15 protein-coding genes are annotated in these 13,297 nt (G+C 36.9%); all 15 read left to right on the top strand.

Going from position 1 to position 13,297, the window contains the following annotated elements:
• Positions 1–501 precede the first annotated feature (501 nt).
• The gene (locus ACYQ73_RS11945; protein WP_460012907.1) at positions 502–1,344 is read left to right on the top strand and encodes a DegV family protein; all 843 of its coding nucleotides are present in this window, start codon (positions 502–504) and stop codon (positions 1,342–1,344) included.
• Positions 1,345–1,509: 165 nt separating this feature from the next.
• Positions 1,510–2,877: a DEAD/DEAH box helicase gene (locus ACYQ73_RS11940; protein ID WP_460012701.1), complete on the top strand. Its 1,368-nt coding sequence runs from the start codon at positions 1,510–1,512 to the stop codon at positions 2,875–2,877.
• The gene (locus ACYQ73_RS11935; RefSeq protein ID WP_460012700.1) at positions 2,874–3,464 is read left to right on the top strand and encodes a ComF family protein; all 591 of its coding nucleotides are present in this window, start codon (positions 2,874–2,876) and stop codon (positions 3,462–3,464) included. The genes ACYQ73_RS11940 and ACYQ73_RS11935 overlap by 4 nt, the downstream gene beginning before the upstream one ends.
• A gap of 82 nt (positions 3,465–3,546) precedes the next feature.
• Positions 3,547–3,960: a TIGR03826 family flagellar region protein gene (locus tag ACYQ73_RS11930; protein ID WP_337991578.1), complete on the top strand. Its 414-nt coding sequence runs from the start codon at positions 3,547–3,549 to the stop codon at positions 3,958–3,960.
• A gap of 275 nt (positions 3,961–4,235) precedes the next feature.
• Positions 4,236–4,496, top strand: a complete 261-nt coding sequence (flgM, locus tag ACYQ73_RS11925; RefSeq protein WP_132360526.1) for a flagellar biosynthesis anti-sigma factor FlgM — start codon at positions 4,236–4,238, stop codon at positions 4,494–4,496.
• A 27-nt stretch (positions 4,497–4,523) separates the two neighbouring features.
• Entirely contained in the window at positions 4,524–5,024 is a 501-nt protein-coding gene (locus ACYQ73_RS11920; protein ID WP_460012699.1) for a flagellar protein FlgN, read from the top strand.
• Positions 5,025–5,073: 49 nt separating this feature from the next.
• Positions 5,074–6,615 carry a flagellar hook-associated protein FlgK gene (gene flgK, locus ACYQ73_RS11915; protein ID WP_460012698.1) on the top strand — a complete coding sequence of 514 codons (1,542 nt, stop codon included), beginning with the start codon at positions 5,074–5,076 and terminating at the stop codon, positions 6,613–6,615.
• A 29-nt stretch (positions 6,616–6,644) separates the two neighbouring features.
• On the top strand, positions 6,645–7,565 hold the full coding sequence (gene flgL / locus ACYQ73_RS11910) for a flagellar hook-associated protein FlgL (RefSeq protein WP_460012697.1): 921 nt from the start codon (positions 6,645–6,647) through the stop codon (positions 7,563–7,565).
• Positions 7,566–7,676: 111 nt separating this feature from the next.
• The gene (locus tag ACYQ73_RS11905) at positions 7,677–8,240 is read left to right on the top strand and encodes a DUF6470 family protein (protein ID WP_268636148.1); all 564 of its coding nucleotides are present in this window, start codon (positions 7,677–7,679) and stop codon (positions 8,238–8,240) included.
• Between the two features lie 14 nt (positions 8,241–8,254).
• Complete coding sequence (gene fliW / locus ACYQ73_RS11900; RefSeq protein WP_460012696.1) at positions 8,255–8,698, top strand: flagellar assembly protein FliW; 444 nt, start codon at positions 8,255–8,257, stop codon at positions 8,696–8,698.
• Positions 8,698–8,916: a carbon storage regulator CsrA gene (gene csrA / locus ACYQ73_RS11895; RefSeq protein WP_100545308.1), complete on the top strand. Its 219-nt coding sequence runs from the start codon at positions 8,698–8,700 to the stop codon at positions 8,914–8,916. The genes fliW and csrA overlap by 1 nt, the downstream gene beginning before the upstream one ends.
• A gap of 196 nt (positions 8,917–9,112) precedes the next feature.
• Positions 9,113–9,925: a flagellin N-terminal helical domain-containing protein gene (locus ACYQ73_RS11890; protein ID WP_403027516.1), complete on the top strand. Its 813-nt coding sequence runs from the start codon at positions 9,113–9,115 to the stop codon at positions 9,923–9,925.
• Positions 9,926–10,024: 99 nt separating this feature from the next.
• Positions 10,025–11,722: a motility associated factor glycosyltransferase family protein gene (locus ACYQ73_RS11885; RefSeq protein WP_460012695.1), complete on the top strand. Its 1,698-nt coding sequence runs from the start codon at positions 10,025–10,027 to the stop codon at positions 11,720–11,722.
• Positions 11,723–11,724: 2 nt separating this feature from the next.
• The gene (locus ACYQ73_RS11880) at positions 11,725–12,066 is read left to right on the top strand and encodes a hypothetical protein (protein WP_268636159.1); all 342 of its coding nucleotides are present in this window, start codon (positions 11,725–11,727) and stop codon (positions 12,064–12,066) included.
• Between the two features lies 1 nt (position 12,067).
• Positions 12,068–13,294 carry a 6-hydroxymethylpterin diphosphokinase MptE-like protein gene (locus ACYQ73_RS11875; protein WP_460012694.1) on the top strand — a complete coding sequence of 409 codons (1,227 nt, stop codon included), beginning with the start codon at positions 12,068–12,070 and terminating at the stop codon, positions 13,292–13,294.
• The last annotated feature ends 3 nt before the right edge of the window (positions 13,295–13,297 follow it).

Here is a 13,297-nt window from a genome sequence, read left to right as displayed (position 1 = left end):
ATTTTCTGAGATTAGCGTCAAGAGCGAGCTAGATAAAGGAACGAAGGCAAAAAGCATGACGCCCAACGTTGGACTTGCCTAGCTGGAACGGAAATCAACCCCAAGTTATAGTGATGAGCCTTTATTTATTTAATAGAAGGAATTGAATGAAGATCAATCTGTATACATAGAAAATGAATGTGAAATGGAAGCTAAGTTTAACAATTTAGCAGATGTCTAGAATGTTGAAAGAAGGAAGTGTACTTACCACTATTCAACATTCGGACGGGTTTACGCAATGGCGTAATTCATTTCATATTCATTTCTTTTTTTCTTCATTCAGTAGGTACCTACTGAAATAGAGGAGCTCAGTCTAAGAACGCCACGTCCCGTGGCAATTTATCTGTAGCGAAAGCGAAGCGACAGCAACAAATGTTTTCTGTAGCGAAAGCAAAGCGACAGCAACAATTGCGTCGAGGCGCAATTGATTGTAAACTAAGTAGAATAGGAGAGTGGACATGGATGAGGACAGCAATCGTAACAGATAGTACTGCATATATTCCGGCTGAGGAACGAGGACGCTTAAACATTCATATGATTCCGTTAAGTGTAAATATCTCAGGGCAACTATTTGCAGAAGAAGTAGATATCACAGCATCTGAATTTTATGATAAAGTACGTGGGGCAAAAGAATTCCCAAAAACAACGCAGCCCCCAATTGGAGAATTTGCCTCTCTCTTTGAAGAGCTGGCAAAAGAGTATGATGAAGTAATATCTATTCATTTATCAAGTGGAATCAGTGGAACCTATCAAGGTGCAATTCAAGCAGGCGAAATGGTGGAAGACATTGATGTATACACTTTTGATAGTGAAATATCCTGTGCGGTACAGGGTTTTTACGCTCTACGAGCAGCTGAAATGGCGGCTCAGGGCTCTTCTGCAAAAGAAATTCTCGCTACATTGGTGGACATGAAGCAATCAATTCGTGCTTACTTCATTGTAGATGACTTAGCGCACTTACAACGTGGGGGACGTTTGTCTTCAGCAGCAGCATTAATTGGCGGCTTATTACAAGTAAAGCCAGTACTGCATTTTGTGGACAAGGTTATTGTACCTTTTGAAAAAATTCGTACGCGTAAAAAAGCATTAAAGCGTGCGGAGGAACTACTAGCGGAGGATGTTCAAAAGTATGAAGCACTGGAAGCTGTCGTGATTCACGCCAATTGTCAGGCTGAAGCAGAAGAATGGCTAGCGCATCTAGCAGCAACCTACCCGAGCGTTAACTTTAAATTAAGCTATTTCGGCCCTGTCATTGGCACACACTTAGGTGAAGGCGCAATGGGGCTAGGCTGGACAAAAAAATAATACTAAGTGAGACAGTCTCTACAGCAAATTTGTAGAGGCTGTTTTTTATTTTGGGGAATACCGTTTTGCCGGGTGAAGCGGAGAGATCGCCGGTAAACCCATGAATATCGCCGCTAAACTTTCTAGAATCGCTGAAAAAATCAATCACTTGAAAGGAGCAAAGCAATGAAATACAAAGGCTGGTTGTTGTCACCTGTATTACGAGATTTTCATGAAGGACGTATTTGGTTAAAGGAGCATACCCCATTTTCAAAGAAAGATATCGAGAGATCAATTAATCACAAATATTTCTATGTAATAGAAGGGATTCAAAAAGAGCCACATCTAAAATGCAATCGTTGCCATAATGATAATCCGCAGCAATTTACAACGTTTGATTGTTCAAAGTGCCAGCAGCAATGTGTATATTGTAGACATTGTCTGAATATGGGCAGAGTGAGTAGCTGTACGCAATTGATGATTTGGACAGGCCCTCGCGCAATTAAATCAAGAAAGCATACACTCAAATGGGCGGGGCAATTTACAGTGCTTCAACAGCAGGCGGCAAATGAAATGCTAGTAAGTGTTAAAGCACAACGTTCCCACCTTATTCATGCAGTATGTGGAGCAGGAAAAACAGAGCTTCTTTTTCCGACTGTACATTATGCGTTAGAGCAAGGCTTACGGGTATGTATCGCTACGCCTCGTACAGATGTAGTGCTAGAGTTATATCCACGCTTTCAAACAGTTTTCCCGCAAACGATAATCCATGCACTATATGGTGGATCGCCGAAGCAGGAGGGTTATGCACAGCTTGTGTTGGCTACAACTCATCAGCTGTATCGTTTTGAACGAGCGTTTGATGTCATGATTGTTGATGAAGCTGATGCATTTCCCTATACATTTGATGCAACCTTACAAAGCGCTGTGCAAAAGGCAAAAACAGAAAATGCACCAATATTGTTGGTCACAGCAACACCTTCACATAAATTACTGACTCAGTATCAAAATGAAAGCTATTCATTTATCCCGAAGCGCTTTCATAATCGTCCATTACCGGTCCCTCGATTTCATTCCCTATGGAACTATGAAAAAAGCTTAAAACGGAGAAAAATCCCACGAAAGCTAAAGCAATGGACAGAGAAGCGCCTTGCACGCAAAGAGCCTTTTCTATTATTTTTCCCGACAGTAGAGTTAATGAAAATAGCTACGCCCCTTTTTCAGTTATTAGATGGAAGCATCATGGCGGTGCATGCGGAAGACCCTGATTGTAATGAAAAAGTGCTTAAACTACGCCATGAAGAAATTCCGGGTTTACTGACAACGACCATTTTAGAAAGAGGAATTACGATAAAGAATGTGCAGGTCGCAGTGATTGGGGCAGAATCAACAATTTTTACTTCAAGTGCACTTATACAAATAGCTGGGCGAGTTGGACGAAATGCTGATTTTGCAGATGGAGACGTTGTATTTTTTCATCATGGTATTACGATTGAAATGGATGATGCACGTACCAAAATTCTTTATTATAATAAGAAAGGATTTTCACAATGAATAAAATTGAAACACTTTGCTTATTATGCTCACAGCCTTTGCCATCTGCAATTTCATGGAAAATACTTTTAACTAAACAATTTCAATCAACCATCTGTGATAGATGCTCGGTTCGATTTGAATATTCTTTAACAGCAACAGCACTTTACCAATATAACGATGCGATGAAAGATTATTTGCATCAATATAAATTTCTTCAGGATGTCGCACTTGCTAAAGTATTTCGGCAGGAGCTACATGCACGATTCAAACATGAAAAAGCAACCATTATACCGATTCCAATGCATCCCACTAAACAAAGGGAGCGTACCTTTTCGCATACGGAGGAGCTATTAAAGGCTGCTACTATTCCTTTTATACAACTTTTAGAAAAGACAACGGCAGAAACGCAAAGCTCCAAAAATAGAGAGCAACGAATCCAAGCAGCTCCCCTTTTCCGTCTGATGGCAGGAGCACATGTAGAGCATAAAGAATATCTTCTTTTTGACGATATAAAAACGACAGGAACTACTTTGCAGCATGCCACCGAAATTTTAATGAATGCTGGTGCTAGAAATGTCAAAAGCTTCACACTAATTAATGGATGAAAATGCTAATGCATTGTGTATAATAGATTACGAGTAAATAAGATTCGTATCTAGCAGTTATATGTAAGAGGAGGAAGAGTAGATGGCAGAGGTTCGTAATTGTCCGAAATGTAATGAGTTTTTTAATTATATAGGGGTCAGAGAAGTATGTCATAAGTGCGCCCAATCTGAAGAGGACCTATATCAAATCGTTTATCGCTTTTTACGTAAACGTGAAAACCGTGCTGCGACAGTAGAACGTATTGTTGAAGCAACTGGAGCTGAAGAGGAGTTATTGTATAAATGGGTACGCAAGGGGCGCTTACAGACTGCCATGTTCCCTAATCTTGGCTATCCATGTGATAACTGTGGTCATCTAACGACAAAAGGTAAGCTATGTACAAAATGTCAGGATGAATTAAAGTCGGAGCTACGTACATTTGAAGCGGCGAAGGAGTTCCGAGACAGTGTGGCAGAACGTGATCGTGTAACATATCACGCAGAACGAAAACGTTAACTTCTTTCAGCGAGTGTCCAAACACCCGCTGAAATAGAGGAACTCAGTCTAAGAACGCCACGTCCTGTGGCAATGTATCTGTGTGAAAGCGAAGCGCGCAACATCTGTTGCTGCCGCTACGTTAGCACTGCGCTTTCGCACAAAAAACATTTGCAGGCCTAAAGTGTGTTAATTTTAAACAAAATTAGCACACTTTTTTATATTTGAAAACTTAACATTATGTGAGACAATCCGAAATAATAGGAAGATAAGCTTTTTAGATAGGGGGTTATTAAATGAAAATTACATCTTATGGGATTAATGCGGTGAACGCCTATAAAAATCAGGTGCGCAATGTAAAATCAAGCACTAACAAAGCATCCTTCGCAGATAAAATCGAAATTTCTAAGACTGCACAGGAAATGCAAGGAGTTTCAACATACAGCACAGAGCGTGCAGAACGCGTACAACAACTAAAAAAAGATATCGCTTCTGGTGAATACAAAGTGGACGCTCGCAAAGTTGCAGAAGATATGCTGAAATATTATCGTTTCTAAGGAATATCAGAAAGGGTGCTTAGCAAAATGTCTACAGAAGCGATCTGTTCTACATTAACAATGCTAGAAAGAATGCATAAAAGCTTACTTGAACTAGCCATTAAAAAAACTGAAATCATTACAGCTGGGAATATCGAAGCACTGGACCAAATGCTCAAGGATGAGCAAGCGCATGTAGCGGCCATCGATAAGCTCGAGCAACAGCGTCAGAAACAGGTAACGGACTACCTTGAAGCAAAAGGATTTGCTTCAACTGACAAAGCAACTGTGGCTGATGTCATCGAGGCTGCTGAACAACAGACTGAAAAAGAAACGCTCTCAGCAGTGCGCAATCGATTATTGCAAATCATCAACGACTTAAAAAAGCAAAACGATTTAAATCAAAAGCTAGTGTTCCAATCACTACAATTTGTCAACTTTACATTGGACGCTTTACAACCTCGTCCTGAGCAAATCAACTATTCTGGCAATGAGGTTCGTGGCACAAATACAGTGGCAAAAAAATCATATTTCGATTCTCAAGCATAGTTTTTATGAAATCGATGACTGAAAAACAGTTACTAAGGGAGGAAAAAGAATGCGCTCAACATTTATGGGCTTAGAAGCAAGTAAACGCGGTTTATTTACACAACAAACAGCTTTATACACAACTGGACATAATATTTCCAATGCAAATACATTAGGTTACACTCGTCAACGAGCAAATATGCAAGCAACTCCTGGTTTTCCAAGTCCAGGCTTAAATCAGCCTGTCTATCCAGGACATCTTGGAACAGGGGTAGAAGTAAGCTCGATTCAACGCATCCGCGATCAATTTACCGATCGACAATATCGTCAAGAAACGAATAAGTTAGGTTATTGGGATTCAACGGCAAAATCGATTTCGCAGATGGAAGATATCATGTCAGAGCCTTCACAGTTTGGTATTAACCAATCATTTACAGATTTTTGGAAGTCTATGGAGGATGTTATTGACAATCCAAAAGATACAGCTGCACGTCAGGTATTAATTTCTAAAGGAAAGGCAATTGCTGATTCCTTTAATTATATGGATAGACAGCTAAAACAAATCCAAGGCAATATCGGGAATGAAATTAGTGTTTCGACGGATAAAGTGAATTCAATTCTTAAACAGATTGCAGCCCTTAATAAACAAATTCAAGAAGTTGAGCCGAGTGGTTATGTGCCAAATGATTTATATGATGCACGTGATGTATTAGTAGATCAGTTAAATGAATATATTCCTGTAACTGTTTCATTGCAAAAATCAGGTGGTTTAGCAAAAGATGTAGCTGAAGGTTCAATGACGATTACATATGTATCAGCGGACGGTACTCCTATTAAATTAGTGGATGGTAGACAATATGCTGCACTTGCAACGATGGACACAAACGATAAGCGCATTGATGGTGATGTAGATGATCAAGCAACTGGGAGCTATGCTAACTTTAAGGAAATTAAAATTGCTAATATTGGCGAGCCACCAGGAGATCCAGCGAATGGAATATCAATTGATTACAGTCAAATGGAACCTGGTAAAGGTACATTACGTGCACTAATTGATGCGTATGGGCATAGCGGTGGACAAGGTACTTATCCAGAAATGCTTGCTAATTTAGATAATCTAGCAAATGAATTTATAACAAAATTTAATGAAGTTCATAGTAAAGGCTTTGGTTTAGATGATAGTACAGGTCAGAACTTTTTCTCTGGGACGACTGCACGTGATTTTGACGTAGCAATTACTGATGCGAAGCAGGTAGCAGTATCTGATACGAAGGGTGAGGAAGGTAATAACGGAAACATGCGTAAGTTAGCAGCGCTACAATCGCAGGCTCAGGATAACTTAAAGAAAGGTACATTCCAAAACTATTATAAATCGTTAGTAGGGGATTTAGCAGTAAAGGGACAGGAAGCTGAGCGTCATGCATTTAACTTTGAAACAAGTCATTTGGAAATTTCTAAGCGTCGTGATTCAATGAATTCCGTTTCCTTAGATGAAGAGATGACGAATATGATTACATTCCAGCAAGCATACAATGCCAATGCACGTATGATTACAGTGGTAGATGAAACATTAGATAAAATCATAAACGGTATGGGGAGAGTAGGGCTATAATAGCCACTTAACTGAGAGGAGATAAATTTATGCGCGTTACACAATCAATGCTATCGAGTAATATGCTACGCAATTTAAATACAAGCTATAGTAAAATGTCTAAATATCAAAATATGTTGGACTCAGGTAGTGTAATTACAAGACCATCCGATGACCCAGTTGTAGCGGTAAAGGGAATGGGCTATCGTATAGATCTTGATAAAAACCAACAATACCAACGAAATCTACGTGAAGCAAATACATGGCTAGATACAACAGACGAAGCGCTTGATCAAGTAGGCGGAGCATTAAAACGTGTAAAGGAGCTTATTGTACAAGCTGCTAATGATACAAATACTACTGATGATCGTCAAAAGATCAATGCGGAAATGCAACAAATTAAGGGGCAATTGCGTGATATCGCCAATACAAAAGTGGGCGAAAACTATATCTTTTCAGGCACGCACACAAATCAACCGCTTTATACTGATGAAACAGGACCGCAAAACCCAGATATTACTACTGGAGGACAGAAGGCGATTGAAATCAACGTTTTTGATGGTATCTCAATGAATATTAATACTCCAGGTGCTGATTTATTTGAGAATATTGATGGGTTTATGACGCACGTAACAACACTTTTAGAAAGTGGTGCAACAGGTCCGGAGATTGGCAATGCACTTGGTTTAGAAGTAGCCAATGGTGCTAATAAAATTCCAGGTTTAGATGGTATTTATGAAAATACATTGACTTTAAGAGCAGATGTCGGCGCTCGTCAAAACCGTGTAGAGATGATGGAAAATCGACTAAGTCTTCAAGAAGTTAATGTAACGAAACAACTATCTAAAAATGAAGATACAGACTATGCGAAGACGATTACAGAAATGGTCACACAAGAATCCATCCACCAAGCCGCTCTATCCGTAGGAGCAAAAATCATTCAGCAAACCTTAGTAGATTTTATCCGATAAAATCTACTAAGGTTCTGCCCCGAAAGCGAAGTAGCAGGGGCGAACTTTATTTTGAATAAAAAAGCGTTTGGACAATATGTTCAGACGCTTTTCTTGAAAGGAGAATTGTAAATGCGACTTCCACAAATTCAAATTCAAACAACCGATGCAAAAATAGAACTTGAAATTAGCAAGCCTCAGCAGCATATTGAACAGCCGAGAGCCACCCAATCTATTGAACAACCAGCAGCTATCTTGGAGATTCATACAACTAAAGGGGTTTTACAAATCGACTCTTCCCAAGCTAGACGAGATATAGGGATGATTAGTCCTTTGGAATCAAGTTCAAACTACGCAGAAGAGGGCAAACAAGGAGCACTTGAGGGGATTGCCCGTAGAGCAAGAGAGGGACGTCAATTAATGGGGAATGCAGGTAAAGGACAAGGACGTGCGACTATTCAAAATATCGCAAAACAGAATCATGGTCCTCATCGTACTCCGTTTAATATTAAATTTGTCCCATCTGTAGGTTCTGTGAAAATCGATTATACACCAGGTACTACAGACATCAATTTTGAGAGAAGAGAACCAATTATTGACGCAAAGGTGAACAAACCTATTCACGACTACACACCTGGTAAAGTAACTAGTACAATGGTACAAAGACCGGATGTTAACATCGACGTTATCATTTAAAGGAGCATGAAAGAATGAAAATAGCTACTAAATTTTTAGGTGAAATCGAAATTATAGAACAGGATATTCTAACATTTGAGCAAGGCTTATTAGGTTTTGAAGATTACAAAAAATTCGTATTACTACCTATTGATGCAAACCTTCCATTAATATTACTACAATCAGTTGATGAAATGGAAATTGGCTTTGTAATAGCCTATCCATTTGCCTTCAAAAAAGATTATAGCTTTGACATTAGTGATGAGGATCGTGAACAACTACAAATCGAAAAAGAGGAAGAGGTTCTTACATACACTATTGTTACGATGAAGGGAACATTGCAGGATTCCACTATTAATTTGCTAGCACCTATAATTATTAATATGGATAAAAAACAAGGTAAACAAATTGTCCTCCAAGATAATAAGTCATATCCGCTACGCTACCCAATGCAGACATTGGAAGGGAGTGCGAAATAATGTTAGTGCTCTCACGTAAAAAAGATGAATCTATTATGATAGGTGATCAAATAGAAATTAAAATATTAGCAGTAGATGGCGAGCAAATTAAAATCGGCATTGTTGCACCAAAAACAGTGAAAGTACATCGCTCCGAAGTTTTTGAAGCCATACAAGCACAGAATAAGGAAGCTTTAACAGCATCATCAAGCTTCTTAGAACAACTAAAGAAAAAATAAAGATTATGTTTCTTTACAAACACTAGTAATCTTTTATTACATAAAAAAATAAAAAAATTTTTTAAAAAACTATTAAACATTTCCAACTAATTACGATATATAAATTGTAAGGGGCAGGAAGTACATACATACTACCTAATCCGATATTCCACACGGATGTGGAATGACAAAACAAACATTCAAGGAGGAATTCCAAATGAGAATTCAACACAACATTTCAGCTTTAAACACACACCGTAACCTTTCTTTCAACAACACTGAAGCTTCTAAAAACTTAGAGAAATTATCTTCAGGTTACAAAATCAACCGTGCTGGCGATGACGCTGCTGGTTTAGCAATCTCTGAAAAAATGCGCGGACAAATTCGTGGTCTTGACATGGCGACTAAAAACGCTCAAGATTCAGTATCTTTAATCCAAACTGCTGAGGGTGCTCTTAACGAAACACACGCTATCCTACAACGTATGCGTGAATTAGCAGTACAATCTGCGAACGATACAAACGTATCTACAGATCGTGGTGCACTTCAAAAAGAAGTAGATGCATTAACTTCTGAGATTACTCGTATTTCAACTGATACAGAGTTCAATACTCAAAAATTATTAAACAGTAGCTTCCAAGGGAAAGTATTCCATATTGGTGCGAACAAAGGCCAAAATATTACATTAACTATTAAAGATATGGGTGCTAAAGGTGTTGGTGTAAGTGGAGTTAAGATTGATAAACAATCTGCAGCTAACGGAGCTATCTCGACTATCAACAAAGCTTTAGAAACAGTATCTACACAACGTTCTGCTCTTGGTGCAGTACAAAACCGTTTAGAGCATACAATCAACAACTTAGGTGCTACTTCTGAAAACTTAACAGCTGCTGAATCACGTATTCGTGATACAGATATGGCTAAAGAGATGATGGGCTTCACTAAGAACAATATCTTAATGCAAGCTGCTCAATCTATGTTAGCTCAAGCTAATCAACAACCTCAAGGTGTCCTACAATTATTACGATAAGACTTAAATTCTTTAGAAGGCTCTCTCCGAATATTGAGAGAGCCTTCTTTATTTTTTTCAAAAAATGCCGATATACAAAATGAGGTGATAGATGTATATATGGAATTACTAAATATTAAAAGTATAACTGCAAAAGACGGCAATGAAACGTTTGAAGTGAATGGTTATTTATTGCATAGTAAATATAATCCTAATCGAGAAGCGGAAAGTTTGATAAAGAAAGAGATTAATAAAAATTACGTAAATGTTATTTTGGGATTTGGAGGTGGATACCTCGCTAATGCACTAGTAGAAGATGAAATAAGTAATGATAAAATATTATTTATTGAACCTATTACCACTTTTGAAAGATTTAATACTAAACAATATGATATTGTTTTTGGGGATAATTTAGATACAATACAAGAAGCAATTGAAGGAAAGCTCCGTTTTTTTAGTAGAAAGATTAATGTAATTTGTGCACCTAACTATGATAAAATTTTCCCTTCTTTATATGTGAATGTTTTGAAAAAGGTGAAAGACCTCCAGAATTTAAACATTGTTTACAATAATACAGTTAGGGATTTGAGTGTTACATGGCAGGAAAATAGTATTCGTAATATGCTACCAACATATACTAATGGATCTTTAAATGTATTAGAAAAATATTATAATTGCCCAGTAATAGTGGCATCTGGAGGACCGTCATTAACTAAACAATTGAATTTACTGAAGAATATTAGAAAAAATGTTATATTAATTGCGGCTGGTTCAACTGTAAATACCTTGATAACACACAATATTGAACCTGATTATATCATAACAATTGATGGGTCTGAAATAAATTATGATTCTCACTTTAAAGATTTAAAAGTTAAGTCAGCTGAGCTAATGTATGCTTCAACTAGTCATTATAAAATACAACAAAATTTTAAAAATAGACAATATGCTTTTTTAGATACTAGGGAAAATAAATATAAGGAGCATGTGAACAATACACTTGGAATTGACTTGCCTAATATTTTAGGAGGTGGCTCGGTAGCAAATTTTGCATTAAGTATTGCTCGTTATCTATCTACAGGACCAATAGCCTTAATAGGACAGGATTTAGCTTATACTGAAGGAAAGACTCACGCAGAGGGAAATAAGAATTTAAAAGCAGCTGATACAACGTTTCTAACTTTTCAAGGAGCATTTGAAATAGAAGGATACTATGGTGATAAAGTAATGACAGACTATTCGTTATTTTCTATGAAAGAAAGTTTTGAGGAAATATTGAAGCAGATTGAAGACCCTAATACAATTTTTAATTGTACAGAGGGTGGATTGAAGATAATGAATATACAGCAAAAATCGTTTGAACATTTCTGTCATCAATTTGTAAATCGAAATAGTGAAGTGAAATTATATAATGTAAACGAGAACAAAAAAGATTTGGCAAAATATGTAAGTTCTGCTAGAGAGGAGATAAGAATTTATAAAAATATTATTTTAGAGTTAAAGTTGGCTCAACAGGCATTAGAAAAAAATACTTTAACTACAGAATTTGCTCCTAGTGTTTTAAAAACGTTAGATGATGTAGATATTAAGGTAGCAAAACTAATGAAAAAAGTAGTTATGGAGCGTATTAATGATCCTATTACGTTAGATGTTATGACTAATTATGAGGCTCAAGGAGAAGAAACTCCAGAACAAAAATACCAACGTGTTTATGAACAAAATAAAGAGTTATATGACAGACTAAGCAAGGCTACTGAACAATCTATTCAGTATACACTAGATGCAATTAGAGAAGCGGAAGAGCTTAAGGGGGAGTAAAAATGGAGATTAATGAACTTATCGAAAGTTATAATGACTATGTTAAGAAGATACCAGGTGGGGCTATATATATTGCTAACTACTTACGTGAGGACAAACTAAATGATGCTTTAATAGCGATTAAAGCTTTTTCAGAAGGTGTACTTTGGCTTTCGCAAGCATGTGACCTATTAGTAAAAAACGGTGCTGAAGTAGCATTAAATATTGAGCAAATACAAGAGTTTTTAATAGAGGTAAACGATGGTTTAGAAAAGCAAGATTATGTATTAGTTGCCGATATGTTTGAATATGAAATTGCTCCTTTTTTTGAAGAAGTAGTTCGCGCAAAAGGTACGGTACAATAAATTGCAATGGATAGTAGAACGAGCGAAAAATGAAGAACCTACATTACAGTTAAATGGGGTCTTTATCTATAGCAAGTACCGACCAAAAGAAGATGCTTTGCGCTGGATAAATGCCGAGATTAATGCAGAGGCAAAAAGTTACTTATTAATTGGTTTGGGTTTAGGATATCATTTAAAGGCACTTATTAGCCAAAGTAAAAATAAACCCGTGACGGTATATTATTTTGATAAACATGAATATGAATTGTTTTTAGCTCATAATAGTGATCAGTGGTGGAAAAAGGAAAATGTACATATAGTTCATGATTTAAGTCAAAAAGAACTTCATGATAATGTTCAGATTTTACTTCCAAATGTCTGGATTAAAGGGATTGGTCAAAGTCATCCCTTATTTTCAATTTTAGAAGTGATAAAAATAAACCAACTTTCTCTTAAAAGAGATTCAAGTAAAATGGAAGAAAATTTTTACTACAATACTATTTTAGATGACGACATCATTCAAGTAAAAAAACAGAGTAGAATTGGTTGTTTAGTTGCAGCGGGACCATCGCTGAACGATACAATACTATGGTTAAAAAAGTATCAACATCAAGTGGATATTTATGTTGTAGGGGCGGCATTAAAAAAATTATTGGCAAATGGAATTATACCAAAAGGTGCGATTATATCTGATGCTAATGATGAGACTATACTCCAGTTTCAAGATTTAAATTTTGAAGGTGAGTTGTATTATTTATGTACTGCAAACTATAAAAGCGTAGCTCTACATTGTAGTAAACGCTATATACTTTTCCAGCAAGGATATAAATTAGCTGAGGAAGAGGCTGAAAAGCGAAATGCACCGCTAATTGAAACAGGGGGATCTGTAGGGACCACAGCCTTTAGCTTACTTGAGTATTTAGGATACGATACTGTAGTTTTATTTGGTCAAGATTTGGGATTCCCGGGTAATCAAACGCATGCAATAGATTCTACATCAGGGAGAAATGCTTCTAATGATACTTTTTTAAGAAATATAGAGGCAAATGATGAAAGCAATATTCATACAACAGCGATGTTCCAAGTATTTTGGTATTGGTATGATCAAAAAATGGAAAAAACAAAAGTGAAAGTATTTAACACGGCTATAAAAGGAGCCAAAATCAAGAATGTTCCTTTGATAAGAGAAGAGGAATTTGCAGAATTAATAGCAAAAAAAATGAATAATTATTTAGAAGAAGAGGGATAAGTG

The sequence above is a fragment of the Lysinibacillus sp. CTST325 genome, assembly GCF_054665055.1.
The sequence above is the reverse complement of the archived record's forward strand: the minus strand, read 5'-3'. Positions and strand labels throughout refer to the sequence as shown.